Genomic DNA, 26,077 nt, shown 5'->3' on the forward strand with positions numbered 1-26,077 from the left:
TCGGGCAGGGTCTTTTTTGATCAGGCACCGAGCGCCGTGGCTCGAAGTGAATGCGCCGCGAAATCCGGATCAGGTCTGGTCGTCGAATTGCGCGACCGGTGCGTTCTTCTGGACCGATTCGATGCCGTTCAAGGCGGCGGCTTTGCTTTCGTAGGCCTGGCCGGCGGCGATGGTTTCGCCGTCCGCGGCGTTGAGTCGCCAGCGGAACTTCGCGTCCTTGTCCTTGTACAGCTCGAACTTTGCAGCCATTGCGGTCACCTCGTCTCGAAACGGGGATAGCACCTGGTCGGTGCAGAATACCGCTGCGGTCGGCTACTGCGGACGAAGTACGACTATGCCCGGGGTGGACCGCACATAGTCGGCGAAGGAGGAGTCGACGACTTTATTGTCGGCGGCGAGGGAGGACGCGTTGCGGAAAATCGGGCCGTTGGGCGTGCTGACGAAGATGCCGACGTGAGTGACATCCAGGCCGGGCAGGTCGGCGTAGGCGCCGATATAGTCGCCGGTGCGGAGTCGGCCGACGACGTTCTCGTCTACGGCCGCGCCGGGAATGTAGGTGATCGCGCGATCGACCACCGGCAGTCCGGGGAGATAGGTTGCCCCGTCGGCTTTCGCATTGAGGTGTTTGGTGACGGTCAGTGCGGCACCGCTCAGGGTTGCGGTGACGTCGGTAGCGGCGATTCTCGGCGTGTGCGCCCAATCGCTGAAGAAATGTTTGCGCTGTAGATAGTCGACTCTGCCGTCGGTATAGCGCGTCTCGATCAGATTCGTCACGAACTGGCTCCGGTCTGTTGACCTGCTCAGCGCTTCGACATAGTCGAGATAGGTGAAGCAATCCACGCGCCGGAAGTCGATGACGAGCTGTTCTGGCTTGCTCGCCGAGCCGACGAGCATATCCGCGCCGTACGGCGTGCCGAGGAATTGGCGAGACAGCACCTCGATCTGCTCGCCCTTGCTGTGCCCGCCGGTGCCCAACGCCAGCAATTCGTCGATCTTCCCGGCCGTAGCGTCATCGATCCCGGCAGCGCTCGGTGCGCCGAGCGCGATGGGCAGCATCGGCGCGACGCCGCAGACCATGGCCACGATGACGAACAGTAAGCGGGTGATGGTGCGCAAGACGCCTCCAGAGGTGAACCGGTGCACAAACCGACACCCACGGTAGTCCGGGCACTCCGGCGGCGTAGCCGGTTGCTCGGCACCGACGTGCGCGGGCCGAGCTGGTTTGCTCGGTCCGCGCACTGTAACCATCTCGCGCTACAGGGTTTTCAGGTCGATCGCGGCGGCCATTGCCGCATAGCCTGCGGCATTGGGGTGCTTGTGGTCGCCCGAGTCGAAGGCGGGTGCCAGACGTTCGGGGTCGGCCGGGTCTGCCAGTGCGGCATTGAAGTCGACGACGGCGTCGTACTCGCCGCTGGTGCGGATCCACTCATTGAGCAGGCGGATCTTCGCGGCGGATGTGTCGGTGTAGTACTCGGCACCCTGCATCGGCAGCAGGGTCGCGCCGATCGCCGAGATCCCGGCCTGGTGTGCCTTCGCGATCAGCTCCCGGTAGCCCTTGATCAGTTCGTCGACGGACACCGCCGGATTGGGCTTGTAGGTCGGCAAGTCGATCTCGGAGAAGCCGACGTCGTTGAGGCCGGCCAGTATGACCACCGAGGACACGCCGGGCTTGGCGATCACGTCACGCGCGAACCGCTTCAGCGCGCTGTCGCCGAACCAGGGTGAGTCGTTGCGGACCAGGTTGCCGCCGATGCCGGAGTTGAGGACAACGCGGGGTGCACCGGCCTCGGCCAGGCGGTCGGCCAGCAGGTCCGGGTAACGGTGGTTGGTGTCGTTGCCCGCACCGTAACCGTCGGTGATGGAATCGCCGAAGGCTACGACCGTGCCGACCGGTTTCCTACCGCCGGTGACCTGGAGGTCGGACAGGTAGTACCAGGAGTGAGTGGTCTCGGTGAAAGCCGCGCCGCCGGTGTCACCGGCGTGGTCGCCGCCCGCGCGGTAGCTGGTTGCGTAGCCCTGGGCATGGAAGGTCGCGGGTCCGGTGCGTGCCGGGAGGTACAGCGTCACCGTCGCCGACTCGAAGGGTGCCAGGCGCAGCTCGGCTGCGTCGCTGGTGGCCGCTTCGCCGGGCGCGATCGTCACCGATTCCGCGCCGCCGAACCGCAGCGGCCGAATCGTCTCCGGCGCCACTGCGGCGGCCTGGCTCGTCCGGGCGATCGTGGCGGCGTTGATCTGTAATCTGTCCGCGCCGTAGCGATTGGACAGGGTGATCCGTGCCTCGGTGCCGCCGCCGGTCACTCTGACCACCTGCCGCACTGTCTGGTCGGCGAAACCGTCGGTGGACCAGTTCGGTTCGAAACCCTCGCTGGGCAACTGCATCGGCACCGCCCACGCGGCGCGCCAGTCAGATGTTTCGGCAGGGCCGTCCGAGTGCGCGATTCCGACGGCGCCCGCAGCGGCGATTCCCACGGCCGTGGCCGCCAGCAGTTTCTTCCAGTTACGCACTACAGCGCTTGTGATCGTCATGTCGTACCCCACTATCGGGAATGCCGTTCCGTTAAGACAACCCAGACCGTAGCACGACTCGAGTCATTAACGAAACCCCAGTTCCATTAGATCTGCCCGTCCGGGTAGCGAACTGGACCGAAGCACGCCGTCGGACGCAAACGGGCGCTGCCACGAGCTGTGCGAACAGCTCGTAGCGACGCCCGTTTCGGCTTCGGATTTCGTCCCCGCTACGGAGCGGAGAACAACCCCTTCCCGAGCACCGGCCACGACGCCTTCAGGTCGTCCTGCCAGTAGCCCCAGGAGTGAGTGCCGCTGTCCGGTCCGACCCGGCCTCGTTACCGCACCGGCCCGAATTGCTACCCGGTCGAATCCGGTTGTCCAGCAGGCATATCAGTCGACACGCAGCACGCCGACGGTCTCGCCGCCACCTCGAACATAGGTCGAGCCCGCCCCGCCGATGATCTTCACAAGCACCTCACGCAACCGAACGACCTCGGCCGCACCGACTATCGCGTCGAGATGGGCATCGAACCGGGCAACCACATCGAGACCCGCCTCGAGCACCGACCACCCGAGCGCGGTGAGGCGCACCAGGCGCGCCCGCCCGTCGGTCGGATCGGGCAGCACCTCGACATAGCCGCGAGTTTCCAAGTGCCGGACGAGTTCTCCCATTGCCTGCTTCGTCATTCCCGCCCTGGCGGCGAGGTCGATCAGCCGCGTGCCTTCGGGATCGATCACCTGGAAGACCGGCGCGTGTGCGGCGCGCAGGTCGGTGAATCCGGCCGCCGCCAGACCGGCATCCAGCTCCGCGGCGAGCGTCCGCGCCGCCGCGCTCAGCAGGTTCCCGAGCGGCACCGGCCGGGCGGCCAGCGGATTAGTAAGGCCCTTGACCATTCCTCGCCTCCTTCGTATCTTTAGTCAGGCACCTTACTACTTTGAATGAGGCGGATATGACCAGGCACGTTGCGCTAGGACTTGCGGCAATCGCCCTGCTGACCGAACTCGGGTGGCTGGCCTGCACCGACGGAACGGTCGGACCGATCACCGCGGCGATCCTGGCGAGCATCGCGGTGTTGACGATCACCGCCGCACGCATCGTCGCCATCAATACCGTGACGCGAATCCTGGTGGGCGCCTTGTTCGCCGGCTCGGTCGCCGATCGGTTCGGACTGTTCGGCACACCGGACGCGCCGGGAGTCTCCTGGGGCAGCTACTCGCGATTCATCGACTACACCCGCACACTGATGCCCTCGACATTGGACTGGGCCGCGCCGACGGTGGGGACCATCGCGACCGTCCTCGAGGCAGCCATCGCAGTCGGACTGCTGCTCGGCATCGCGACGAGCAGCACCGCACGGGCAGCGACCGCCCTCCTGATCGCGTTCGCCACAGCGATGTGGACATCTGTCGGGTTCGGCGAAATGTCTTCCTACGGCGTCCTTGTCGTCGCCGGTGGCACGGCCGTCCTCGGGACCTGTGACACGGCTGTGCACCTCGATCGACTGTTCCAGCGATCGGCGACCCCCGATGGGGTGGGGTCGGTCGCGGAAAACCCGCGCTGAACGGGGTGTCGGATGATGGGATCTTCCGGATAGGCTCCCCGCTGGAACGAAAGTGAGCGGGAGATGTCCGAGAAAGAAACGGTCGCACGATGACCAGGCGTGGGTGGGTGCTTTTCCTGGCCATGGGCGTCATCTGGGGCGTGCCCTACGCAATGATCCGCGTCGCGGTGCAGGACCTCGATCCGACCGTGGTCGCCTTCGGCCGGACGCTGATCGGGGCGACGATTCTGTTGCCGATCGCGTTGTACAGCAAGACTCTTGCACCGGTGTTCCGGCGATGGCGACCGCTGCTGTTGTACACGCTCGTCGAGATCACCGGGCCGTGGTTCTTGATCGGATACGCGGAGACCACGTTGAACAGCTCGACCGTCGGTCTGCTGATCGCCGCCGTGCCGCTGATCGCGGTGGTGATCGTGACGAAGCTGGGCCACGACCGCTTCGACGCCCGGCGCACCATCGGACTCGTCATCGGTTTCGCGGGTGTCGCCGCCCTTGTCGGTCTGGACGTCGACCTCTCACAGCCGGCCGCCATCGGCGCGATCGCGCTGACCACGCTCGGCTATGCGATCGGTCCGATCATCATCAACCGTGCGCTCGCGGATCTGCCGCCGCTCGGCGTGGTCACCGCATCACTGATCCTGGCCGCGGTGATCTACGCGCCGTTCGCCGGTCTGCGCTGGCCCGCCCACATCACCGCCGACGCCGCATGGTCGGTACTCGGGCTTGCCGTGATCTGCACGGCCGCCGCGTTCCTGGTGTTCTTCGCGCTGATCAGCGAGGTCGGCCCGGCCCGAGCGACCGTGATCACCTACATCAACCCCGCGGTGGCCATCCTGCTCGGCGTGACCCTGCTCGACGAACCACTGACCATCGGAATGGCAATCGGCTTCCCCCTCGTCATTCTCGGATCCGTGCTCGGCACCGCACGCACGCGCACCACACCGGACCAGGATCTGGTGCACGCGGCTTCCGCCGCGCCTTTACCTGACAAGTAATCGCCAAGGGCCGCAGGCCCCGACAAGGATGGCGGTCGGCACCCGTCGCCGAACGCGGTGCGGATCGGAGGACACCTGTCATGACCACTCGCGCCGTAGTAGAGGATTTGCTGGGACGCATCGGGTCCGGCGATCCCGAACGAATTGCCGAGCTGTATGCCGACGGTGCGGACTGGAAGCTGGATTGGCCGCAGGACGAGCACGGGCGCACCGCGACCCCGTGGATTCGGCACAAATCGACCCGCTCCGAGGCCGCCGCGCATTTCCGTGAGATCGCCGAGCATCACGTGCCGGAGCAAGCCGACACCCGGATCGAGCAGATCCTGATCGACGGTGCGCACGCAGTGGTGCTCGGCGAGATCCGGCAGACCGCCCGCGCGACCGGTCGTGCGTACCGCTCGCGGTTCGCGCTGCACCTCACCGTCGAGCACGGCCTCATCACCCGCCACCATGTCTACGAAGACAGCCTCGCGGTTGCGAAGGCTTTCGACCCCGCATAGGTACTCTGCACAGGGTGTTGGATTCGAGAGCCGATACGGCCGCCACCCGAGCCGCCTACGACGACATCGCGGAGCTCTACGCGGACTTCGTCAAGGATCACCTCGCAGCGAGCACGTTCGATCGCGCCATGCTCGCGGCGTTCGCGGAACGGGTGCAGGCCATGGGTTCCGGCGTGGTTGCCGATATCGGATGTGGACCCGGACGGGTGACAGCGCATCTGACCGATCTCGGGTTGGACACATTCGGGATCGATCTGTCGCCGGAGATGATCCGGCTGGCGCGGCAGAATTATCCGCAGCTGCGGTTCGACGAGGGATCAATGGAGCGGCTCGCGCTGGGCGCGGGCACCCTCGCGGGCATCGTGGCCTGGTATTCGATCATCCATCTGCCGCCGGAGCGGGTCCCCGAGGTGTTGACCGAGTTTCATCGGGTACTCGCGGTAGAAGGGCACGCGCTGCTGGCATTTCAGGCGTCGGACGCGGCCGATGTGGTGGAACCGTTCGACCACAAGGTGATTCGCGCCTACCGCTGGTCACCGCGACGACTTGCCGGACTACTACAGGCGGCCGGGTTCGTGACTGTCGCGCAGCTGGTTCGGGAACCGGAGCCCGGTGAGCGTTTTCAGCAGGCTTACCTGCTGGTAGTCAAGGATCGATGATTCGGCGAACGCGAACCACTCGGGCCGGGTAAGTTCGAGGCGTCGCGCAGGGGATTTCATGGCCGCGCGGACCCGTACGACAACGTGGTCGAGCACCGAAAACACCGCACTGCTGTCGTCAGGGGGCGACCCACCATGGAACTCATTTCACCGATCGATGCCGTCTTCCTGCTCGCCGAATCGCGTGAGCACCCGATGCATGTCGGCTCCTTGCAATTGTTCGAGGCACCCGAGGACGCCGGTCCGGATTTCGCACAGCTGACCTACGAGAAGCTCTCGGCGGACAGGGAATTCCACCCGACCTTCCGCAAACGCCCCGCGACGTGGCTCGGCGCGCCACAAGTGGGCTGGACCCAGGAAGGCGACGTCGAGCTCGAATACCACCTCCGACGAGCCGCCCTACCTGCCCCGGGGCGATTCGACCAGCTGCTCGACCTGGCCTCCCGCCTGCACAGCACACTGCTCGACCGCCATCGTCCGCTGTGGGAGATCCATCTCGTGGAGGGCCTCGGTGACGGCCGCTTCGCGATCTATTCCAAGATGCACCACGCGCTGATCGACGGCGTCGCGGCACAGCGTGTGCTGGCGCGGACGCTGACCAACGACCCGAACTCCGCCGAGACCCGGGTGCCCTGGCACCTGCCGCGCTCGACGCGCCCACCCAAGGCCGCCGCTGCCGGGTCCGGGCTGGGCAATGCGGCACGAAATCTGTTGTCGGCGGCAGGTTCCGTGCCTGCCGCCGTGCGGGTTGCCCGTGCCGCACTTGTTGAGCAGCAGTTGACGCTACCGTTCGATGCGCCGCGCTCGATGTTCAATGTGCCCATCGGTGGCGCCCGCCGGTGTGCGGTCCGATCGTGGCCGCTGGAGCGGGTCAAGCAGGTCAAGAAGGCGACCGGCTCGACCATCAACGATGTCGTGCTCACCATGTCCGCCGGCGCTCTTCGCTCCTATCTGATCGAGCGAAATGCCTTGCCGGACAAGCCGTTGATCGCGATGGTCCCGATGTCGCTGCGGGCCACCGACGAGGACGAGGACACCAACGGCAACAAGATCGGCGCGATCCTGTGCAACCTGGCCACCGATGTCGAGGACCCGATCGAACGACTCCGGGTGGTGAGCGAGTCGATGCGCCGCAGCAAAGAGGTCTACAACTCGCTGTCGAGCGCCCAGGCCATGGCGCTGTCCGCGGTGATGCTCAGTCCGCTCGCGCTGACCCTGCTGCCCGGCGTCGTCTCCTGGACCAATCCCCCGTTCAATATCGTCATCTCCAATGTCCCCGGCGCGCGCGAACCGCAGTACTGGAACGGCGCCCGCCTCGATGCCACCTATCCGATGTCGATTCCGATGGACGGCCAGGCGGTGAACATCACCCTCACCACCAATGCCGACAATCTCGACTTCGGCCTGGTCGGCTGCCGCCGCAGTGTGCCGCAGTTACACCGCCTGCTCGACCACCTGGAGGACGCGCTGACCGGCCTGGAGCAAGCCGCTCGATAGCAGGTCTATCCGAGCAAAACTAGAACGTGTTACTGTCGAATTATGGTGCACTCGCCAGTCGACGGGGCCGCTGCCGCGCCATGGCGATACTCGCGGTATGCGGCCCATTCGGCCGGTTCAGGGAATCACCCGCCCTGCCGGACTGGAACACGGCAGAGCAACTATGTAACCCGTTCTAGAGCCACTAGGGAGACCAGCACGCCATGCGTACCGAAATCTGCGATCGGCTGGGGATCGAGTTCCCCATCTTCGCCTTCACCCATTGCCGCGACGTGGCGGCCGCGGTCAGCAATGCAGGCGGGCTCGGCGTGCTCGGCGCGGTGGGCTTCACCGCCGAGGAGCTGGAAGTAGAACTGGCGTGGCTCGATGAGCACGTGAACGGCGTCTACGGCGTCGACCTGGTCATCCCCTCCAAGTACGAGGGTAAGGGCATCGACGGGCTGAGCCCCGAGGAGCTGGAAGCCAAACTAGCGGAACTGGTTCCGCAGGGACACCGCGATTTCGCCGAGCAGATCCTTGCCGACCACAATGTTCCGCACCTGCCCGACAGCGAACACCACAACCAGCTGCTCGGTTGGACCGCGACCACGGTGGCACCGCAGATCGAAGTGATCCTGCGCCATCCCAAGGCCAAGCTGGTAGCCAACGCACTCGGCACGCCGCCGCCGGACGTCGTGCGTCAGATCCAGGACTCGGGCCGCCTGATCGGCGCGCTGTGCGGCTCGGTGAAGCACGCGCTCAACCACAAGAAGGCCGGCCTGGATTTCGTGGTCTGCCAGGGCACCGAGGGCGGCGGACACTGCGGCGAGATCGCGTCGATGGTGTTGTGGCCGCAGGTCGTGGACGCCATCGGCGATATGCCGATGCTGGCCGCGGGTGGCATCGGCAACGGCCGCCAGGTCGCCGCGGCCATGGCGATGGGCGCGGCGGGCGCGTGGACCGGCTCGCTGTGGCTGACCGTCGAGGAGGCCAATGTGCCGCCCGCGCAGATGCAGACCTACATCGACGCCACCAGCCATGACACCGTGCGCTCGCGGTCGTGGACCGGTAAGCCCTGCCGCATGCTGAAGAACGACTGGACCGAAGCATGGGAGCAGGCCGACAATCCCGACCCGCTGCCTATGCCGCTGCAGATGATGGTGGCGCTGGACGGCGTCAAGCGCGGGCACCGCTACCCCGAGGCCGCCAAGGACGTGAACTTCAACCCCGTCGGCCAGGTGGTCGGCCAGCTGAACAAGGTGGAGCGCTCCGCGGACGTGGTCGGCCGCCTGATCCAGGAGTACGTGGAGGCGTGCGACCGCCTCAACAAACTCAACGACGCACTCTGACATTCACCGCAGGGCCATCACTCCGGCCATTCCGGCCATGAGTGCTTCGCCTCGAGCACCGGGTCGGTGATGCCGCCCCAGCAGGCCAGCTGGGCGGCATCCCATCCGGCGAGCTCGGATCCGGCCGCGTAGACGGACTGGAAGAACTCGAGCGCGGCGCCGACCGGATCCGGGGACAGACGGGCTTTGTCGTAGGGGTAGTACGCGGCGTGCCCCGCACCGGACGGCACCCACAGCGCACCCGCGGGCAGCAGGCGATCGGTGAGCCCGGCGGGCTCGGGTGCGATGTAGGAATAGAACGTCGGCTCGGGCACCTTGGCGTCGCCGAACCAGAATCCAGCGCTGATGACCTCGCGCGAGTACGCTTCGCGCGTCACCGAGTCGACCGTCGCAGGCATATCGATCTGCCGCTCGGAGAATCGCTGCACCGCGAGATCGAATGTGTGCCAGAACAATTGCACCGGGCTGATCTTGCCGGAATAGGTGGCGCTGAACTCCTCGAGTATCCGCCCGACCTGGCTGTGCACCCGAAACGCCCGCTGCGCCAACTCCGGGTCGTAAGCGGCGTGGTCGGTGTCGTCCTCGAACGGGCGCGCCGCGTCCGGCAGATCGAAGGGATGTGGGTGCGGCAGTACGACATCGATACCGAGATCACGCAGACCAGTCATGACGTCGCCGTAGAAGGTGGCGACAGACTGCATCGGCAGATCGATCTCGACCTCGATGCCACGATCGGTCGCTATCCGCAGCACATGATCGAAAAAGTCGAAGGTGCAGGCGAATACCGGTCCGTTGCGAGCAGAACCGAGCGGGACCGTGGTCCAGCCGCGCGCAGTGAGCCGATAGGTCATATGCCACCAGTGGTTGCGCCGGATGCCCTTGGCAAGGGCAACCTTGCCGACGATCTGGGCGAACCGGTGCAGTGTCTCCTTGGTGGGGCGCCAGGATTCCAACGGCAGGGCGGGCAGCGGCTCGACAGCGTCCATATCGAAACGGTACGACCGATCGAGTGACTACGCCAGAAGATTGCCATTTCTCCCGTCTGTCTCAGATAATCGCCACTGATCTGCCAAAATGCGGTACCCGAAGCGTTGCCGAACAATCGCTGTGAATTGTTTCGCGGTATAAGACCCTCCGGAGCGACCTGGTTGCGCACCCTGCTGCCTGCCAACGATCGCGTCAGTGAGCTCACCCGTCGGCGTGGGCCCCGGTCGGCTACCGCGCAGTCGGCTGCCACACGCCGGACCGACCCGGACGGTGCCGCCGGTCCGCCACCGACACCAGGCCGGGCCCGTGGCGCAACGGCCTGACTGCTGCGCCTGCCGCACCGATCCCCATACTGGAAGCCGCGCTCCTGCATGCCGGGTAGCGAGTGCTCGATTGTGAAGATCGTTGAGAGGTCGATATGTCTTTGTGCACCAATCCCGATTGCGCAGGCGCAAGCCATGATTCGCAAGTCTGTCCGCATCGGGACAGCACAGATGCGCCGCGCGGCAGGAATCTGGCGATACTCGGCGTTCTCGCCCTGATGATCATCACCGCGCTCGTGCTGGCCGCAGGCGCGGTGGCCGAACGGTAAACGCCGGCGGCGCTGCGATCGTGCACTAGTGCAGTGTTATTCGACCGTCCCCTGCGCGGCCGAATCCCAGTCGTAGTGCACGCCGGTCAGCTTTTCACTCAGTCGCCACATCCTCCTGGACGCCGAGCGGCTGTAGGCCATCGGGTGTCGCAACGCACGCCGCGGATACCCCGCGAATTCGAATCCCGGTCCCAGATAGGCGTTTCCGGGCAGATCCGGGACAGTGGCCGCGTACAGCTGCGGCAGCGCACCCATCCGGTCGGACTGGGCGAGTGCGAACAGAATGGCCTGTGGGATGGCAGCAAACATGCCCGCAGCGCCCTTTTCGCCGTTCAGGTCGTAGAGATGAGTTGCCGACAGGCCCGGGTGCGCGGCCACCGCGCGCAACCCGGTGCCCGCGGCGCGGGCCCGGCGATCGAGTTCGGCGGTGAACAGCAGGTTGGCCAGTTTCGACTGGCTATAGGCGGGCCAGCGCAGGTAGAACCACCGCCAGTTCGGGTCCAGCCAGTTGATCAGACCGCCCCAGGCGGCCACCGACGATACGGTCACCACCCGCGGTCGCTGCGCCCGCAGTAGCGCGGGCAGTACGGCGCCGGTGAACGCGAAGTGGCCGAGATGATTGGTGCCGAACTGGGCATCGAAGCCGTCGGCCGTCTGCCCGCGTGGTGTCGCCATCACCCCCGCGTTGTTCACCAGCAGATCCAGCCGTTCGACCGTATCGTCGAGCTGTCCGCCCGCCCGCCGCACCGAGGCGAGATCGGCCAGATCCAGCGGCAGCACTTCGGGTTTCGGCCCGGTGGCCACCGCGGTCACTTCGTCCAACGCCACGGCGGCCTTCCGCTGGTTGCGACAGGCCAGCAGGACTCGGGCGCCCTTGCTCGCCAATGCTTCCGCGGTGCGCAGGCCGAGACCGCTGTTGGCGCCGGTGATCACGACGGTCTTTCCCGACTGGTCAGGGATATCGGCGACGGTCCAGCGGCGCGGGAGAATGGTGTTGTACACCGACATTTCAGGTGATCAATTCTGGCTCAGACAGTTGACCGGACAGCATTCGTCGAGCAGGGGCGTCAAGCCGTCGCCGCGTGCGCGTCATCCACATGACCGGCGTCCGCCGCGGCGCCGTCGAGCAGTTCCTCGAACTTGGCGGTCACCTTCTCGTGGTACATCCCGAACAGATCCTCGAACAGCGCAAGCTGCGCTTCCGACGGCCCGGAACCGGAGTCCCACACCGCGACCAGCGCCCGCCAGACCAGTACGTGCAGGTCCGCGGCACCCGCGAAGTAGGCCGCGATCGCCTCGGGCACCTCGAGCACCATTTCGCCGATGGAGTTCAGAATGGCCCGCTGCATGCTCAGCCCGAGCGCCGTCAGCAACTTGCGCACCAGTGCGACCTCGATCGCAAGAATCTGGCGGAAATCCGGAACCTCCAGCCGGGCAAGCGCTTCCAGCCGGTCGATATCGGCCTTCAATTCGGCCGGATCGATCTGTTGTTCGCTGCCGGTGTAGGCGAGCAGCGCCTCCATCACGATCCCGCGCTCCACCTCGACGATGTCGCGGAACATTTCGATCGCGGTATCGGGCATCGGGATGGAGAAGCGGAACAAGTGCCGGTACACATCTATGCCGCCCGCCTCCCGGACGTCACGGATGGTGAACCCCTTACCCCGCCGTGCTTCGACGAATCCGTACGACTCCAACCGACCCAGCGTCAGCTGCGCGGTCGCGCGATTCATGTCGAATTCCTCCGCGACCTGACGGACCGACGACATCAAATCCCCTGGCTGATATTCCCCCGCGGCAACCCGGCGTGCCAGCTCATCGGCAACGTCGGCGACTACCGTCTGGGATCCCATCGAATGCCACCTTTCGACTCGGTTCCAATACGTCCCAGACAGTCTAAGCCCTCCTCTGCCGGACTGCACGTGTGTAAGACTGATCTGCACACAGTGTGAGGTGAGTCATGACCATTCGACAAGGCAACGGTCCGCAGGACAGCGAATCCGCCGGTAGGCGCACACACCTTTTCGCGGCAGGGTCGAATGGCAAACCCCCAGTTCGCAAGGCGGTTCGCAGCGCGAAACTCGCGATGCTGCCGGTGGCCTTCGCCGGCAGGCAGGCGGCGGGCGTCGGCAAGCGCGCACTCGGCAGGTCGGCGAGTGAAGTGAACCGGGACATCCAGTTGCGCACGGCCCAGCACATTTTCGAGGTGCTGGGCGAGCTGAAAGGCTGCGCCGCCAAACTCGGTCAGCTGCTGGCGATCTACGAGCTGGCCCTGCCGCCGGAGATCGCCGAGCCGTACCGCATCGCATTGAGCAGGTTGCAGGATTCCGCGCCCGCGATGCTGCCGTCGAGCGTGCACGCGGCGATGGCGGCGAGCATGGGCGAGAACTGGCGGTGGTATTTCCGGGAATTCGACGACCGGCGCGCGGCCGCCGCATCGCTCGGCCAGGTTCATCACGCGGTGTGGCGCGACGGCAAGCCGGTTGCGGTCAAGGTGATGTATCCCGGCGGCCGGCAGGCGATCGAGAATGATCTGGAGCAGTTGCGCCGAATCTCCACTCTGGCAGGCGTTTTCCTGCCCGGCGCCGATGTCGAGGCGGTTACCGAGGCGATATGCGCCTGCGTCCGTGCGGAACTCGACTATGCGGCGGAGGCCGAGAATCAGCGCGTGTTCGCCGCGGCGTACGCCGACGATCCGGACATCTACATTCCGCAGGTGATCGAGCAGTGCGGCGATGTGCTCATCACCGAATGGCTCGACGGCACTCCGGTTCCGCGCGTCATCGCCTCCGGCGCGCAGGCCGAGCGCGACCGAGTCGGCATGCTGATGGTGCGATTCGTGGCTTCCGGGGCGCTGCGCACCGGCCTGCTCTATGGCGATCCCCATCCGGGAAATTTCCGCGTCCTGCCCGACGGCCGGCTCGGAGTCGTCGATTTCGGAGCCTGCTCGGCGTGGCCGCCCGACGGCTTCGAGGAGCTGGCGGCGGACTATTGCCACGCCCTGTTCAACGGCGGCCCGCCGGAGTTGGAGGCGGCGGCCCGACGCCACGGATTCGTCCAGGCCGGCCGCGAATTCGACGTCGAGGCCCTCTATGCCCTTGTCGTGCCGTGCACCGAACCGTTCAAACACTCGACCTATCGAATGACCACACCGTGGCTGCGCAAGCAGGTGCTGCGGGTGACGAATCCCCGGCTGTCCAACAGCGTTCGGCAAACGACCATGCCGCCGTATTTCACGCCGTTCGCGCGGTCGGCGCTCACGTTGATCGGCGTGCTGTGCCAGCTCGGCACCGAAGGACCCTTCCGCGACGAGGTCGGACGCTGGATGCCGGGGTTGCTGGCGGCATTCGTCTCGCCCGCGACCGACGACGGGCTGCCGGTGGACCTGGCCGCGGTGCGCAGGCAACGGGCCGACACGGCTGTTCCGCGTCGGTCCGTCGGCTGACTCGGGACCTCCCCGACTCGATCGAAGACCCGATCAGCCACCGCTCGCAACGTCTCAGACAGCGGAGTTATCGTCGTGGTACCGCGATGTGGGTCGATTCGCCGTATCCGCACACCCGCCCTATGACCAACCGGCCGACTCCCATCGAGACCGACCAGCGGATCACTCAGCGGGACAACCACTCCCGCCACTGCGGAGCAACCGCCGCGGCCAGCTCGTCGTAGCCTGCCGCCCCGGGGTGCGCGCCGTCGCCCTCCCGGACTTCACGCATCCACACCGCGTTCTCGCGCAGCTGGTGATGGATCCGGACATACGGGATCCCCTCGGCCGCACAGATTTCCGCGAATCGCTCGTCGAGTGCGGCGGTGCGGGCATTGTGTTCGACGTCGTCGATCGGCGGCGGCGCGACCATCAGCACCGGCCAGCCGTGCTCGGCGGCCTGCCGCACGAGCACACCGAGGTTGGCGACAGACTGGTCCGACGTCACTCTGCACTGCCCGTCCACCTGCATGGTGTCGTTGACGCCGAAGGACAGCACGATCCTGGCGTCGGTGCCCGCCGGCAGTCGCTGGATGCACTCGGCCAGGAAGCGCGCACGGATATCCGTGGATGTCTGCCGGCGGACGCCCAGGTTGTAGCCGACGATCGGGATTCCGTCGGTGTAGGCCTGCGCGGCGAGACGGCCCACCCACCCCAGGCACCGCGGGTCACCGACCCCGGCGACGAGCGAATCACCGACGAAACACACACGGAGGTCACGACTCACGGCGCGATCCTCGCAATGCCCGACCGACCAGCGCGCACCGGGGCACCGGCAGGCAATAGGATCGCGGGTGGTTCATCAGGGAGGGATTGATGTCGACAGGGGAAGCACTGCGCGCAGCGCCGACGGCGCCGCCATGGTTCGTGGAGCTGTTCGCCCACCGGCGCTGGATTCGCCGCGCTGGACCGTTTCCGCATGTGTATGCGCGGGATGTGTTCGTCCCTGAATTCTTCCAGCGGCTGACCGAGGAATTCCAACGGGTGCTTCGGCAGCAATCAGAGGCGTTCACACAGGTCACCGACGGATACAGCGCGAGCGGAGTGCCGCTGACAACACTGCGCGATGGACCGCTCGCGCTGTTCCTTTCGCGGGAGTGGCACGACCTGATCGCCGGGGTCGCCGGCGTCGCAACGACCGGAGACGTGGAGGGGTCGCTGCACCATCACCCGGTAGGCAGTCCCTCGGGGTGGCCGCACAACGACCTGAATCCGGCCTGGTTCGCCGGCCCGGCGCCGGGACCCGGCGAAATACGGACGCCCGACGGCACGGTCGACCTGAAGACCGGCGCCAGGGATTCGGCGATCACCGCCCGGGAAACCGTGCGCGCGGTGGCGGTGCTGTTCTACCTCGGCAACCCGGGGTGGACCGTGGGCGACGGCGGGGAGACGGCGTTGTACGAGCACATCGCGGGCAGCAGCCCGGTGCCTGCGCTGACCGTTCCGCCGCTGGACAATTCCATGGTGCTTTTCGAATGCACGCCGCGGTCGTGGCACACCTTCGTCGGCAACAATGCCGCCGCCCGCAACAGCGTGGTGATGTGGCTGCATCGGCCGAAAAGCGATGCCGTGCAACGGTGGGGAGGAGACCGCATTGCGCAGTGGTGATTTCGCACGCGAGGAACGCAGGGTATGCCTGCTGACCGGCGCCGGCGGCAGGCTCGGTGACGCCTTCTGCCAGGCGGCCTACACCGAATACGACATCGTCGCGGTGTGCCGCAACCGGATTCCGGCCGCGCCCTCGCAGCACGAATGGTTCGTCGACCCGTTCGCACCGGAAATACCGGTGCCGGAGAATGATTCGCGGATCTTCATGATCCGCGCCGATCTGACCGAAAAGGGTGAGGTCGAGCGGGTCGTCGACCTCGCGGTTGCCCGGTTCGGGCGGGTCGACCTGCTTGTCAACAATGCGGCCCACATCGGATTGCAGCCCCGTGGCATCGTCGACGGCGATGCCACGCTGGATGAATTCGAGCCGCACTTCGCGGTCAATGTCGGGGTGCCGTTGCGATTGTCGGCACGACTGGCGCAGCGGTCCTGGGTGCACGACAGGGACGAGAACCGCAGGCGCAACCGTAATATCGTCAATGTCTCCAGCATCTCGGGATCCGAGGTGTTCCCGGGTGGGCAGGCGCTCTACGCGTCGTCCAAGGCCGCGCTCAATCAGCTGACTCGCCACCTCTCCGCCGAGTTCGACGAGTTCGGCGTCCGGGCGAATGCGATCGCGCCCGATAGCTTTCCCTCGGCCGTGCCGACCGAGCAGGTCGTGCAAGCGATCGTCGAGCTCGACAGGGGCACCATGACCGGCGGCGTGTTCGGGGTCGGCGGCGCGCCCGAGAGCTCGGCCGGCGGCAGGCACTCGCGTGCCGGCGACCGGCCGAGCTGAGGCCCGATTCGACTGCTACTCGGTCGAATTCGACGCCAGGCCGGTGATCTGCTCCGACATAGTCCACAGCCGCTGTGCGAAGTCCAGGTCCACCGCTTGCTTGTTGCTCGGCGCTTCTTCTTTGAAGCGATGGAAGTACTTGCCGTTGATCGACTCGCCGTCCGCGACCGTCGCCAAGTGCACCAGGGGATCCGCGCCCTTGTCCGGTCGGATGAAGAAGGGCCGCGACAGCGGAGAACGGATCAGCGCGCCGAGGCCGAGCGGCGCGTTGTCGTACACGTGGGTCGCCACGGCACCGGGATGGAAAGCCGCGGTGACCAGGCCGGTGCCCTCGGTGCGGCGAGCGAGTTCCCTGGTGAACAGGATGTTCGCGAGCTTCGACGCGGCGTAGGCACTCATCTGGTTGAACGAGCCGGTCGCCGCGTTGACGGTGTCGAGGTTCAGCTTCGCCATCCGGTAGGTCATGCTCGAAGTGTTGATCACCCGGGCCCGCGATTGCCCGAGGCGCTCGCGCAGCAGAGCGGTCAGCAGGAACGGTGACAGATGGTTGACCTGGAAGGTCAGCTCGTTGCCGTCGTCGGTGACGGTCCGCTTCGCCCAGGCACCGCCGGCATTGTTGGCGAGTACATCGATGCGTTCGTAGCGGTCGAGCAGTTGCTCGGCGAGCTTGCGCACCTCGTCGAACCTGGCGAAGTCGGCGAGGAACGCTTCCGCGCCGACCCGCTGCGCCACTTCGGCGGTTCGCTCGGGTGAGCGACCGACGACCGCGACGGTGGCGCCGCGCGCCACCAGCTTCGCGGCCGCCTCGGCGCCGATGCCGGAGCTCGCGCCCGTCACCACCACGGTCTTACCTGCTAGATCCTGTTCCTGCCCTGCCATCGCTGCCCTCCGAGCGTCGGGTGCGGCGCCCGGACGAGCGTCCGGCTGCCGTCTAACCGACCTGATCGTCTTCGGATCGGGCGGATTCGGCAAGACCCGACGCGCCGGAGTAGTGCGCGGCGATCTCATCGCTGGTGGTCAGCCACACCCCGGGGTGGTTCACCACGTACTCGAGCGCCTGGTCCAGGTACTTGCTGCGAAACGCCTGGCCGATGACGAACGGATGCAACGCCAACGCCATCACCCGACCACTGGTTGCCGAGTCGGCGTAGAGCTGGTCGAGCTGATCGGTGACGATCTGCACGAATTCGGGCCCCGTCGTGCTCTTGCTGACGAACAGATTGATGTCATTGAGTTCCACCGAATACGGCACGTTCAACAAGCCGGGCACCTTGGTCTGATACGGCTGATCGTCATTGGTCCAGTCCAGCGCGTAGCTCAGCCCGAGTTCGGTGAGCAGCTCCGGAGTGCGGAAGGTCTGGGTCAGCGCGGGCCCCATCCAGCCCTGCGGCCTACGGCCCGTTGCCTTTTCGATGGTCTGTACAACCTCGGTCAGGTATGCACGCTCCTCGTCGACCGACATGTCGGCCTGGAAGATCGAATTATTCTTGCCGTGTGCGAGCCATGCCCAATCCCTGGCCAGCCCCGCCGCGATGATCTGCGGATTATGTTCGGCGACATCAGAATTGAGTAGCACACTGGCGCGGATTCCGTGGCGATCGAGGGTCTCGAGCATCCGCCAGAACCCGACACGCGGCCCATAGTCGCGCCATCCGTAGTTCAGCGGATCGGGTGCCAGCCCGGCCGTCCCGGCGAAGATACTGGTCGAAGGCCGATCGACTTGGTAGTGCTCGACATTCAGGCCGACATAGAAAGCGACACGCGCATCGCCCGGCCAGTGCATCGGCGCACGGTCGACGATCGGGCTGTAGTCGAAGAGTTCGTTGTCCATGCGTCCATGCTCGAACTTCACACCAATGTGAGATTCAACCCGAAATCCAGTGAGCTGGCCCACACGATGCGGCGGCAGCCCCGGATAAGCGCGAAAACCGCAATGGACGGGTGTGTATCGTGCGGCGAGCGCACCAGCCGACCTCGTAAGTACTTGGGTAACTTGCCGGGTACGCCCAGAACTCAGCCTGTCGTTAACCGCCGGCCCGCAACGGTAGGTTAAGCGCACCCCACGACCGGCAAAAGACGCGGAGAGGCGGACGAGCGGAGCATGCGAGTCGACGGGCGGGATATCCCGGTCACGGGCAGCTTGCTGCAACCACTGACCCAACGAACCAGTGACATCATCCGTGTCGTACTCGCGACACTGTGGGTCGGTGTTGTCGTCGCCGCCTCGGTGATCACCCGGCCGGAATGGCTGGCTCTGGAACGTTCGGTGTCGAACATCGTCGGATTCCTCAACCCCGACCAGTCGAATCTGGTGTACCTGGTCTATGGCATGGCCATCCTGGCGCTGCCGTTCGCGATCCTCATCGAGTTGATCATCAGCAGGCAGTGGAAGCTGTTGGCCGGCTATGCCGCAGCGGGTCTCGTTGCCGGACTGCTGCTATCGATCACCGGCACGGGCCTTTCGGCGCCGAGATGGCACCTACAGGTGTCCGACCGGCTCGATACCTTCCTCTCCCAGTTCCTGGACGACCCGCGCTGGATCGCCATGCTGGCAGCGGTACTGACCGTATCCAGTCCCTGGCTGCCGACCCGGCCGCGGCGCTGGTTGTGGTTGCTGCTGTTGGCCTTCGCGCCGATCCATCTTGTGGTCAGCACCGTCGTGCCCGCACGGGCGATGTTCGGGCTTGCGGTCGGCTGGCTGGTCGGCGCGGTGATCGTGCTTGTCGTCGGTACCCCCGCGCTGGAAGTTCCGCTCGAGGCCGCGGCACGGGTGCTGGCCAAGCGTGGGCACACGGTCACCGCATTCACCGTGGTGCACCCGGCCGGGCAGGGTCCGCTGGTGCTCGCCGCCGCAGTCGAGGGCCCAGAGCGCGAACTGATCGTCGAGATGTATGGCAAAAACCAGCGCAGCTTCGGGGCGTTGCGCCAGCTATGGCGCTGGCTCACCTTCCGCACCAGCGAAACCGCGGCATTACACGGATCCATGCACCGGGCTGTCGAGCATCGCGCACTGATGGCGATCGCGGCGGGAGACCTCGAATTGTCCTCGGTCACACCGGTGGCTGTGACCGCACTCGACCGCGGCTGGATGTTGTACTCGCATACCGTTCCTCGCGGCACACCGATTGCCGAACTCTCCGGCGATGTGCTCGCGTCGGTGTGGAATTCGCTCGACACGCTGCACCGCGGGCAGATCTCGCACGGCGACCTGCGGCCCGCCGAGATCCGCATCGACAACGACAGCGCCCTGTTCAGCGGATTCGCCAACGCCGAATTCGGCGCCTCCGAGAAACAGCGGCAATCCGATGTCGCGCAACTGCTGGTATCGACGACCGCGATCTTCGGCAGGGAACCCGCGGTGCGGGCCGCCATCGATACCCTCGGCGAACAAGAGGTTGTGACCGCCGCCAGCCGATTGACCAGGTCCGCCATGCCATCCGGGATCAAGAAGTCGGTACCGGACTGGAAGGAGGCCATGTCCTCGGCGCGCGACGAGGTGCGCAAGCAGACCGGGCACGACAAGATCGAGGCCGAGCAGATCACCCGGTTCAGCCGCAACCAGATCATCCAGCTCGCGCTGCTGATCGCGCTGGTGTACGTCGCCTACCCGTTCATCAGTGCGGTACCCACGTTCTTCACGCAGCTGACAACGGCCAATTGGTGGTGGGCGCTGCTCGGGTTGGCCACCTCGACCCTGACCTACCTCGGCGCTGCGGGGGCCCTGTGGGCTTGCGCCTCCCGGCTGGTCAGCTACCGCAACCTGGTGATCATGCAGATTGCCAACACCTTTGCCGCGACAACAACGCCCGCCAGGGTGGGCGGCCTCGCGCTGAGCGTGCGGTTCCTGCAGAAGGGCGGACTCGGCGCGGTACGTGCCACCGCCGCGGTCGCTTTGCAGCAGGCGGTGCAGGTGATCACCCACATCAGCCTGCTCACCATCTTCAGCATCGCGGCCGGGACCTCGGCGAACCTCTCCCATTTCGTACCGAGCGCCACGGTGTTGTATCTGATCGCCGGCGTCGCTATCGGCATCGCGGGCACCTTCATGTTCGTGCCGAAACTGCGGCACTGGCTCAATACTTCGGCGCGCCCGCAAGTGCTGGAGGTGCTCGGCGAGCTCGCTGCCCTGGCTCGCGACCCGAAGCGGTTCTCGGTGATCATTCTCGGTTCCGCCGCGATCACGCTCGGTCAAGCGGGAGCACTGTGGGCCAGCGTCGAGGCCTTCGGCGGCGGTGCCAGCTTCGTGGCAGTCACCATCGTGACGATGATCGGCGGCACGCTCGCCTCGGCGGCGCCGACTCCCGGTGGTGTCGGCGCGGTGGAGGCCGCGCTGATCGTCGGCCTCCAGGCATTCGGCCTGCCCGCGAGCATCGCGGTTCCCTCGGTGCTGCTCTACCGCGTGCTGACCTGCTGGCTTCCGGTGTTCTGCGGCTGGCCCACCATGCGCTGGCTGGCCGCGAAAGACATGATCTGAATTCGTGACCTGCACTGCCAAAAGATGGCAGTCGGTGAACAGCTTTCGGCGATCTTGCCTAGCCTGATCAATGTATTGCACTGCACGACAGCATGTCTCACAGCTCATCTCACGGAGGGGGAATATAAATGCTTCGTAATCTCGTGATCGGCGCTACCGCTGCCGCAGGCCTGATGATCGGACTTGCACCCGGCACGAATGCCTCGCCGATTGGAAATTACAGCCCTTCAATTAATTCAGGATTCCAAGCGGTCGACCTCCCGTGTGGACAATCCGAGTACAACTACAGTGGATATAACTTCACCAGGTGGAACAACTGCACCAGTGGCGGCCAAAAATTGCTGGTACACGTCAGGCAGTTCCCGGATGTCGAACGGTGCATCCCCGCGGGTACCGCCGAAGACATCGGCGGAGCGGGAGACGGGCCGGGCACTGTTTCGGGTGTCGAAATAATCGGGGGCTGCTGAACCGGCCTTTTGCCCGGTAGCAGACCGGTCTCAGCATCCGGGCACCTAAAGGGTATGAGCGGGTGCTGCACAGTCGGCGTCGTCACCGGCGGCCAATGAACAATGGTCGCCGGTGACGGCTTTCCGCCCGCGCCGACCGGAGGAGAATCAGACCCGCTGCCACCTCTTGGCCACGTACCGCGGATCCGGGCTAGGCTGAGCCCGTGGTGGACGCAGAACCCGACGCTAGACCGGAGTCCCCGCGGCGACGGGGGTACTCGAGATGGATAAAGTGGCTGCTCGGCACCGCGCTTGTAGCGATCCTGGTCGCCGAGGGCGTCATTCTTTGGCCCAGCCTGCATGACTCGTGGCAGCAGCTCATCGGCGTGAAATGGTATTGGGTAGCGTCCGCGATCTGGGCAGAAGCGGTGTCTTTCAGCGGATTCGCCCGGGTCCAGAAGCAACTACTCCACTCTGCCGGAGTCGAGGTCAGCCAGCGCAAATCTTTGGCCGTCACTTACACGGCGAATTCTATATCGGCAACACTTCCCGCCGGTCCGATCTTCTCGATGGCTTTCATCTACCGGAACACTCGACGCTGGGGCGCAAGTCCATTGGTAGCGTCGTGGCAGCTGGCAATTTCGGGCGTAGTCGCTGCGGCAGGCTTGGGCTTACTCGGGCTCGGCGGCGCCCTGCTGGGTTTCGGTTCCATCAGTCTCGTCACCTTGACATTTTCGCTTGCGAGTGTGGTCGCCCTGGTCTGGGCCGGGCATTATGCCGCCACCCATACTGATGCACTCGAAAACACGCTCAGGCGAATTGTTGGGAAAATCAACAAAATACGCAAAAAACCCGAAGACAGGAGCATGGCCAGAGTCCGTGAGATTCTCGGCCAGCTGGAATCGGTAGACCTGAATCGACGAGACGGGCTGCTGACACTGGCCTGGGCCATACTCCACCGCACCGGTGATGTCGTTTGTCTGGCCTTCTGCTGTTATGCCGTCGGCGCAAATCCGAACTGGGCCGGACTGATGGTCGCTTTTGCGGCCGGCAAAGCCGTCGGCACCGTACCGTTCATACCGGCAGGCATCGGATACGTTGAGGCAACCTTGATTTGGGCTCTCACAGCCGCAGGTATGCCACTGTCCCAAGCGGTACCCGCAGCGATTATCTACCGGATGATCAGCTTGATTCTGGCGGCGGTTCTCGGCTGGATCATCTTCCTCGTATCGTTCCGCACGCTTCATGAACAAGCCGACCTCGATACCGAGATCGACGCGGAATTGGGTGTCGGCACCCCAGCCCCGCGTGATCTCGAATAACCTCACACGTCTTTGACGGCGAGCAGCGCTCCGGTCGCCGGTTTGACCTCGGCGAAATCAACGGTCCGAAATCCGGCCGCCAGCAGAGTTTCCCGGTAGCGCCGAATATCAATGGCCGCCAATGGATCTGCCTGGTGCCCAACCGCGGCGTCGTCGTGGGTGCGGTGCCCGGCATACCGGGACATGCTCTTGACTACCGCGCGCAACATGCGGCCGTTGGTGTCCGTATCGGCAAGCAGCAGTCGGCCGCCGGGCCGCAGGACGCGGAACATGTGCGCGATCGCGGCATCGCGTTGCGCCTCCGGGATGTGGTGCATCACGAAAGTGCAGGTCACCACGTCGACCGAAGCGTCGGCCAGCCCTAGCGACTGAGCGGGGCCGAGTTCGAATCGACAGTTCGAATCTCCGCGGGTGCGTCCGATCGCGTAAGCGATCATCTGCGGCGATGGGTCGACGCCGATCACTCGGCCGCTGTTGCCGACCCGAGCCGCAAGGGCACGAGCGAGATCGCCCGGCCCGCTACCGATATCGAGTGCATGCTCACCGGTAGCAGCACCGGTCAGTGCGACAAGGCGGGCATTGAGCGCCCTGCTCCTGCCGAGCATGAATGCGGTCTTGAAGGCACGATAGCTACGCGGCTTGGTGAGCAGGACGCCGACTTCGTTGTCATCGCGAGAATGGGTAATGGCAAACTGTTGTTCGTTTCGGGTCATGTGTTCATGATCTGAAGGAACTGCCAGATCGACCAGAAGCAAATCGGCGGAATCGGTTCCGTTCGGGACGGATTCCTGCCTTCTGTTCGGAAGGCCACGCCATCGGGAGGCCCCATGCACGGAACGAAGCTATGAGCGACAGCAAGGATCGCCGGGTCAGGCGCACCAAGAGCCAGCTACATCGCGCCCTGATCGAGCTGATGCTGGAACAAGGCTACGACCGGATCTCCGTGCGGGACATCTTGCAGCGCGCCGACGTCGGGCGGTCCACGTTCTATGCCCACTTCCGCGACAAGGACGATCTGCTGCTGGTGAGCAGCACCGAATACCTGCGTGCGGCGGTGGCGGCCTGTCGCACCGGACGCGACACCGCGCCGCTGGCGCCGGTCTTCACGCTTTTCCGTCTTGCTGCCGAGAACCCCGAGGTGTACGAAGCGATGCTCGGGCGTAAAAGCAGCGCGGTGCTGCTGCATACGACCCGGCGCATGGTCGCGGCCATTCTCACCGAGCAGCTGTCCAAACGGCTGGATATGGACGACAGAGAGCTCACCACCACCGTGACATTCATGTCCTGGGGCGTGGTCGGCCTGCTCGGCGCGATTGCCGATACCGAATCGCCACTTTCGGCGACCGAGGCCTATCAGCGCTTCGAGCAACTGATCGGCCCCGGCCTCGTCGGCCGAGTGCGAGTGGTGCCGCCGGTCGACGACTCGAAGGTCACCGACCTGGAGTCAGTTGCCGTACTGCGCAGTCTCGGGGCGCTCGATCAATAGCGTGTGCGCGATCCCATCGGCCACCGGGCGGTGGCTGATGCCCTTGGGCACAACAAACATTTCACCGGCGTGCAGCGTGACGGGCTCCTGTCCCGCCAATTCGATGCGGAAAGACCCGTCCCAACACAGGAAGAGTTCGTCCTCCTCGTGGTGGTGCCACGGAAACTCGCCCGCCAACTGAGCGACCCGGACCACGGTGTCGTTGACGATGGCCAACTCGCGCTGTTGAAACGGTCCGGGCAGGCCCGCGATGGCCGCGATGATCGAAACGGGTCCGGTGGTGCTTGCTGCTGTCATGGGAACCATCGTCGAGCCGTCGGGCAACCCGATCCAGCGCCAATCCGGCATAATTGGTTTGCCTATGGATCCAATCAATGTGACGGAGCTACTCGGCCGCTGGTCGGCGGGCCGCGGCCCGTTGTACGCGCTGCTCGCCGCGGGACTGCGCCGTCTGATCGATGACGGCGAACTGTCCCCCGGCACGCCTCTGCCGCCGGACCGGGCCCTCGCCGCCGCACTGGCGGTCGGGCGTAGCACCGTGGTCGCGGCCTACGACTTGTTGCACGACGAAGGACGGATCGTGCGACGACAGGGCAGCGGCACCCGGGTAGCCGGGACACCACAGGTGAACCCGCCGGGAACCACGAGCGAGCCGATGTTCCTCGACCTGCTCGAACCGCGATCGGAGGTCATCTCGCTTGCCTGCGCGGCACCGGACCGGCCACCCGCCGAGCTGACCGAGTCCTATGCGGTGATGCTGCCCGCACTGGCCGCGACCACCGAAGACATCGGCTACTACCCCGCCGGTCATCCTGTGCTGCGCCGCGCAGTCGCGGAGTACTACCGCGGACGCGGCGTGCCGACCGAGCCCGCACACATCCTGGTCACCACCGGTGGCCAACAAGCGCTTTCGCTGCTCGCGAGGGCATACCTCCGGCCGGGCGATCGAGTGCTCGTGGAAGCGCCCACCTATCCCGGCGCGTTGGAGACATTCCGGGAGCAGGCGGCAGTCCTGTCCGGGTTGCCGCCCGGGCTGGACGGTTTCGCGGCCGCAGTGCGCGAACACCGTCCGGCAATCGCTTACGTGATCCCCACCTTTCACAACCCGACCGGCTCGGTGCTGTCCGCGCTCGCGCGTCGCCGACTCGCGGAAACCGCTGCCGCCGTGGGAATTCCGCTGATCGATGATGAAGTCCTCGCCGAACTCGGCTTCCCCGGTCACCAGACACCCCCACCGCTCGCCGCCTTCGCGGACACCGTGATCACCATCGGCTCGTTGAGCAAAAGCGTGTGGGGCGGACTGCGTGTCGGATGGATACGCGCGGCCGCACCCGTCATTTCCAAACTGGCCAGGATCCGTGCGGTACACGACCTCGGCGGCAATCTACCTGCCCAGCTCGCCGCCGCCGAACTGCTGCCCCGCCTCGATGACCTGCTGCGCAGGCAGGCGCCCGAGCGCAAGATGCGCCACGACCATCTGCGCGCCGAACTGGCCCGCCGCCTCCCCGACTGGGCAGCGCCCCCGGTCGAGGGCGGCCAGACCCTCTGGATCCGCCTGCCCTACGGCGACGGCGCCTCTTTCGCGCAAGCCGCACTGCGCCACCGTGTTTCGATCCTGGCAGGCAGCGGACTCGACTCGTCCGGCGGCTCCGAGAGCTCGGTACGAATCCACTTCCTGCACCCACCGGAAACCCTCAGCACTGCCGTCGATCGCCTGGCCGAGGCCTGGCGCACCTACCGTCCACCGTCCCGGCCCGCCACCGCGCCACCCGCACTCGCCATGTAGCGACGGCGGCAGGCCCGATCCGCGTCGGTTCGCGCACAGCCCGATTACCAAGCCGTCCTTCGAAC

The 26,077-nt window shown here is 65.7% G+C and carries 26 protein-coding genes; 14 read left to right on the forward strand and 12 right to left on the reverse strand.

The window, feature by feature from the left end:
- Positions 1–69: 69 nt before the first annotated feature.
- The 4 genes from OHQ90_RS04250 to OHQ90_RS04265 all read right to left on the reverse strand — a co-directional run bounded on the left by OHQ90_RS04250 (position 70) and on the right by OHQ90_RS04265 (position 3,402).
- Positions 70–249 carry a YegP family protein gene (locus OHQ90_RS04250; protein ID WP_328407528.1) on the reverse strand — a complete coding sequence of 60 codons (180 nt, stop codon included), beginning with the start codon at positions 247–249 and terminating at the stop codon, positions 70–72.
- A 63-nt stretch (positions 250–312) separates the two neighbouring features.
- Entirely contained in the window at positions 313–1,116 is an 804-nt protein-coding gene (locus OHQ90_RS04255) for a DUF1460 domain-containing protein (protein WP_328407530.1), read from the reverse strand.
- 138 nt (positions 1,117–1,254) lie between these two features.
- Positions 1,255–2,526, reverse strand: coding sequence for an SGNH/GDSL hydrolase family protein (locus tag OHQ90_RS04260; protein ID WP_328407532.1), 1,272 nt, complete (start codon positions 2,524–2,526; stop codon positions 1,255–1,257).
- A gap of 372 nt (positions 2,527–2,898) precedes the next feature.
- On the reverse strand, positions 2,899–3,402 hold the full coding sequence (locus tag OHQ90_RS04265) for a MarR family winged helix-turn-helix transcriptional regulator (RefSeq protein WP_328407534.1): 504 nt from the start codon (positions 3,400–3,402) through the stop codon (positions 2,899–2,901).
- Positions 3,403–3,458: 56 nt separating this feature from the next.
- Between OHQ90_RS04265 and OHQ90_RS04270 the strand changes: the two genes are divergently transcribed.
- From OHQ90_RS04270 to OHQ90_RS04295, 6 genes are all read left to right on the forward strand, one after another.
- Complete coding sequence (locus OHQ90_RS04270) at positions 3,459–4,070, forward strand: hypothetical protein (protein ID WP_328407536.1); 612 nt, start codon at positions 3,459–3,461, stop codon at positions 4,068–4,070.
- Between the two features lie 89 nt (positions 4,071–4,159).
- Entirely contained in the window at positions 4,160–5,065 is a 906-nt protein-coding gene (locus tag OHQ90_RS04275) for a DMT family transporter (protein WP_328407537.1), read from the forward strand.
- Between the two features lie 80 nt (positions 5,066–5,145).
- Complete coding sequence (locus OHQ90_RS04280; protein WP_328407538.1) at positions 5,146–5,565, forward strand: nuclear transport factor 2 family protein; 420 nt, start codon at positions 5,146–5,148, stop codon at positions 5,563–5,565.
- Positions 5,566–5,579: 14 nt separating this feature from the next.
- The gene (locus OHQ90_RS04285) at positions 5,580–6,224 is read left to right on the forward strand and encodes a class I SAM-dependent methyltransferase (RefSeq protein WP_328407539.1); all 645 of its coding nucleotides are present in this window, start codon (positions 5,580–5,582) and stop codon (positions 6,222–6,224) included.
- Between the two features lie 135 nt (positions 6,225–6,359).
- The gene (locus OHQ90_RS04290) at positions 6,360–7,721 is read left to right on the forward strand and encodes a WS/DGAT/MGAT family O-acyltransferase (protein ID WP_328407541.1); all 1,362 of its coding nucleotides are present in this window, start codon (positions 6,360–6,362) and stop codon (positions 7,719–7,721) included.
- A gap of 203 nt (positions 7,722–7,924) precedes the next feature.
- Positions 7,925–9,049, forward strand: a complete 1,125-nt coding sequence (locus OHQ90_RS04295) for an NAD(P)H-dependent flavin oxidoreductase (RefSeq protein WP_328407543.1) — start codon at positions 7,925–7,927, stop codon at positions 9,047–9,049.
- Positions 9,050–9,066: 17 nt separating this feature from the next.
- Here the strand turns inward: OHQ90_RS04295 and OHQ90_RS04300 are convergent, their stop codons facing one another.
- The gene (locus OHQ90_RS04300; protein ID WP_328407545.1) at positions 9,067–10,035 is read right to left on the reverse strand and encodes a DUF5996 family protein; all 969 of its coding nucleotides are present in this window, start codon (positions 10,033–10,035) and stop codon (positions 9,067–9,069) included.
- A gap of 419 nt (positions 10,036–10,454) precedes the next feature.
- Here OHQ90_RS04300 and OHQ90_RS04305 point away from each other — a divergent pair, with 419 nt between their 5' ends.
- Positions 10,455–10,628, forward strand: coding sequence for a hypothetical protein (locus OHQ90_RS04305; RefSeq protein ID WP_328407547.1), 174 nt, complete (start codon positions 10,455–10,457; stop codon positions 10,626–10,628).
- Positions 10,629–10,664: 36 nt separating this feature from the next.
- On the opposite strand, the gene OHQ90_RS04310 is transcribed toward OHQ90_RS04305, so the two are convergent.
- Together OHQ90_RS04310 and OHQ90_RS04315 are read right to left on the reverse strand one after the other, a co-directional pair.
- Positions 10,665–11,636, reverse strand: a complete 972-nt coding sequence (locus tag OHQ90_RS04310) for an oxidoreductase (protein WP_328407549.1) — start codon at positions 11,634–11,636, stop codon at positions 10,665–10,667.
- A 59-nt stretch (positions 11,637–11,695) separates the two neighbouring features.
- Positions 11,696–12,481 (reverse strand): GntR family transcriptional regulator, encoded by a 786-nt coding sequence (locus OHQ90_RS04315; protein WP_328407551.1) that lies wholly within the window; start codon positions 12,479–12,481, stop codon positions 11,696–11,698.
- 107 nt (positions 12,482–12,588) lie between these two features.
- Here OHQ90_RS04315 and OHQ90_RS04320 point away from each other — a divergent pair, with 107 nt between their 5' ends.
- The gene (locus tag OHQ90_RS04320; RefSeq protein WP_328407553.1) at positions 12,589–14,073 is read left to right on the forward strand and encodes an ABC1 kinase family protein; all 1,485 of its coding nucleotides are present in this window, start codon (positions 12,589–12,591) and stop codon (positions 14,071–14,073) included.
- Between the two features lie 166 nt (positions 14,074–14,239).
- Here OHQ90_RS04320 and OHQ90_RS04325 read toward each other — a convergent pair whose 3' ends face one another.
- On the reverse strand, positions 14,240–14,839 hold the full coding sequence (locus OHQ90_RS04325) for a DUF459 domain-containing protein (protein WP_328407555.1): 600 nt from the start codon (positions 14,837–14,839) through the stop codon (positions 14,240–14,242).
- Between the two features lie 89 nt (positions 14,840–14,928).
- On the opposite strand from OHQ90_RS04325, the gene OHQ90_RS04330 reads away from it, so the two are divergent.
- Both OHQ90_RS04330 and OHQ90_RS04335 read left to right on the forward strand, forming a co-directional pair.
- Complete coding sequence (locus tag OHQ90_RS04330) at positions 14,929–15,720, forward strand: 2OG-Fe(II) oxygenase (protein ID WP_328407557.1); 792 nt, start codon at positions 14,929–14,931, stop codon at positions 15,718–15,720.
- Positions 15,707–16,498, forward strand: coding sequence for an SDR family NAD(P)-dependent oxidoreductase (locus OHQ90_RS04335; RefSeq protein ID WP_328407559.1), 792 nt, complete (start codon positions 15,707–15,709; stop codon positions 16,496–16,498). The genes OHQ90_RS04330 and OHQ90_RS04335 overlap by 14 nt, the downstream gene beginning before the upstream one ends.
- Before the next feature lie 15 nt (positions 16,499–16,513).
- Here the strand turns inward: OHQ90_RS04335 and OHQ90_RS04340 are convergent, their stop codons facing one another.
- A complete protein-coding gene (locus OHQ90_RS04340) occupies positions 16,514–17,377 on the reverse strand; it encodes an SDR family NAD(P)-dependent oxidoreductase (RefSeq protein WP_328407561.1) in 864 nt (287 codons plus the stop codon).
- Between the two features lie 52 nt (positions 17,378–17,429).
- The gene (locus tag OHQ90_RS04345) at positions 17,430–18,329 is read right to left on the reverse strand and encodes a polysaccharide deacetylase family protein (RefSeq protein ID WP_328407562.1); all 900 of its coding nucleotides are present in this window, start codon (positions 18,327–18,329) and stop codon (positions 17,430–17,432) included.
- Between the two features lie 270 nt (positions 18,330–18,599).
- On the opposite strand from OHQ90_RS04345, the gene OHQ90_RS04350 reads away from it, so the two are divergent.
- Both OHQ90_RS04350 and OHQ90_RS04355 read left to right on the forward strand, forming a co-directional pair.
- Complete coding sequence (locus OHQ90_RS04350; protein ID WP_328407564.1) at positions 18,600–20,972, forward strand: lysylphosphatidylglycerol synthase transmembrane domain-containing protein; 2,373 nt, start codon at positions 18,600–18,602, stop codon at positions 20,970–20,972.
- Between the two features lie 670 nt (positions 20,973–21,642).
- Positions 21,643–22,740: a lysylphosphatidylglycerol synthase transmembrane domain-containing protein gene (locus tag OHQ90_RS04355; protein WP_328407566.1), complete on the forward strand. Its 1,098-nt coding sequence runs from the start codon at positions 21,643–21,645 to the stop codon at positions 22,738–22,740.
- A gap of 2 nt (positions 22,741–22,742) precedes the next feature.
- Here the strand turns inward: OHQ90_RS04355 and OHQ90_RS04360 are convergent, their stop codons facing one another.
- Positions 22,743–23,453 carry a methyltransferase domain-containing protein gene (locus tag OHQ90_RS04360; RefSeq protein ID WP_328407568.1) on the reverse strand — a complete coding sequence of 237 codons (711 nt, stop codon included), beginning with the start codon at positions 23,451–23,453 and terminating at the stop codon, positions 22,743–22,745.
- 131 nt (positions 23,454–23,584) lie between these two features.
- Between OHQ90_RS04360 and OHQ90_RS04365 the strand changes: the two genes are divergently transcribed.
- Complete coding sequence (locus OHQ90_RS04365; RefSeq protein WP_328407570.1) at positions 23,585–24,226, forward strand: TetR/AcrR family transcriptional regulator; 642 nt, start codon at positions 23,585–23,587, stop codon at positions 24,224–24,226.
- Here the strand turns inward: OHQ90_RS04365 and OHQ90_RS04370 are convergent.
- Positions 24,185–24,523 (reverse strand): cupin domain-containing protein, encoded by a 339-nt coding sequence (locus OHQ90_RS04370; protein WP_328407572.1) that lies wholly within the window; start codon positions 24,521–24,523, stop codon positions 24,185–24,187. The two genes, OHQ90_RS04365 and OHQ90_RS04370, sit on opposite strands and share 42 nt — an antisense overlap.
- Positions 24,524–24,587: 64 nt before the next feature.
- Here OHQ90_RS04370 and yczR point away from each other — a divergent pair, with 64 nt between their 5' ends.
- On the forward strand, positions 24,588–26,012 hold the full coding sequence (gene yczR / locus OHQ90_RS04375) for an aminotransferase-like domain-containing protein (RefSeq protein WP_328407574.1): 1,425 nt from the start codon (positions 24,588–24,590) through the stop codon (positions 26,010–26,012).
- Positions 26,013–26,077: the final 65 nt, after the last annotated feature.

It is taken from the genome of Nocardia sp. NBC_00403, assembly GCF_036046055.1.
Classification (GTDB): Bacteria; Actinomycetota; Actinomycetes; order Mycobacteriales; family Mycobacteriaceae; genus Nocardia.

Excerpts from the sequence above, each read along its gene's own strand:
- OHQ90_RS04250 (WP_328407528.1), bottom strand. The coding sequence starts at position 249 with ATGGCTGCAAAGTTCGAGCTGTACAAGGACAAGGACGCGAAGTTCCGC.
- OHQ90_RS04260 (WP_328407532.1), bottom strand. The coding sequence starts at position 2,526 with ATGACGATCACAAGCGCTGTAGTGCGTAACTGGAAGAAACTGCTGGCG.
- OHQ90_RS04265 (WP_328407534.1), bottom strand. The coding sequence starts at position 3,402 with ATGGTCAAGGGCCTTACTAATCCGCTGGCCGCCCGGCCGGTGCCGCTC.
- OHQ90_RS04270 (WP_328407536.1), top strand. The coding sequence starts at position 3,459 with ATGACCAGGCACGTTGCGCTAGGACTTGCGGCAATCGCCCTGCTGACC.
- OHQ90_RS04275 (WP_328407537.1), top strand. The coding sequence starts at position 4,160 with ATGACCAGGCGTGGGTGGGTGCTTTTCCTGGCCATGGGCGTCATCTGG.
- OHQ90_RS04280 (WP_328407538.1), top strand. The coding sequence starts at position 5,146 with ATGACCACTCGCGCCGTAGTAGAGGATTTGCTGGGACGCATCGGGTCC.
- OHQ90_RS04290 (WP_328407541.1), top strand. The coding sequence starts at position 6,360 with ATGGAACTCATTTCACCGATCGATGCCGTCTTCCTGCTCGCCGAATCG.
- OHQ90_RS04295 (WP_328407543.1), top strand. The coding sequence starts at position 7,925 with ATGCGTACCGAAATCTGCGATCGGCTGGGGATCGAGTTCCCCATCTTC.
- OHQ90_RS04300 (WP_328407545.1), bottom strand. The coding sequence starts at position 10,035 with ATGGACGCTGTCGAGCCGCTGCCCGCCCTGCCGTTGGAATCCTGGCGC.
- OHQ90_RS04305 (WP_328407547.1), top strand. The coding sequence starts at position 10,455 with ATGTCTTTGTGCACCAATCCCGATTGCGCAGGCGCAAGCCATGATTCG.
- OHQ90_RS04310 (WP_328407549.1), bottom strand. The coding sequence starts at position 11,636 with ATGTCGGTGTACAACACCATTCTCCCGCGCCGCTGGACCGTCGCCGAT.
- OHQ90_RS04315 (WP_328407551.1), bottom strand. The coding sequence starts at position 12,481 with ATGGGATCCCAGACGGTAGTCGCCGACGTTGCCGATGAGCTGGCACGC.
- OHQ90_RS04320 (WP_328407553.1), top strand. The coding sequence starts at position 12,589 with ATGACCATTCGACAAGGCAACGGTCCGCAGGACAGCGAATCCGCCGGT.
- OHQ90_RS04330 (WP_328407557.1), top strand. The coding sequence starts at position 14,929 with ATGTCGACAGGGGAAGCACTGCGCGCAGCGCCGACGGCGCCGCCATGG.
- OHQ90_RS04340 (WP_328407561.1), bottom strand. The coding sequence starts at position 17,377 with ATGGCAGGGCAGGAACAGGATCTAGCAGGTAAGACCGTGGTGGTGACG.
- OHQ90_RS04345 (WP_328407562.1), bottom strand. The coding sequence starts at position 18,329 with ATGGACAACGAACTCTTCGACTACAGCCCGATCGTCGACCGTGCGCCG.
- OHQ90_RS04350 (WP_328407564.1), top strand. The coding sequence starts at position 18,600 with ATGCGAGTCGACGGGCGGGATATCCCGGTCACGGGCAGCTTGCTGCAA.
- OHQ90_RS04360 (WP_328407568.1), bottom strand. The coding sequence starts at position 23,453 with ATGACCCGAAACGAACAACAGTTTGCCATTACCCATTCTCGCGATGAC.
- OHQ90_RS04365 (WP_328407570.1), top strand. The coding sequence starts at position 23,585 with ATGAGCGACAGCAAGGATCGCCGGGTCAGGCGCACCAAGAGCCAGCTA.
- OHQ90_RS04370 (WP_328407572.1), bottom strand. The coding sequence starts at position 24,523 with ATGACAGCAGCAAGCACCACCGGACCCGTTTCGATCATCGCGGCCATC.
- yczR (WP_328407574.1), top strand. The coding sequence starts at position 24,588 with ATGGATCCAATCAATGTGACGGAGCTACTCGGCCGCTGGTCGGCGGGC.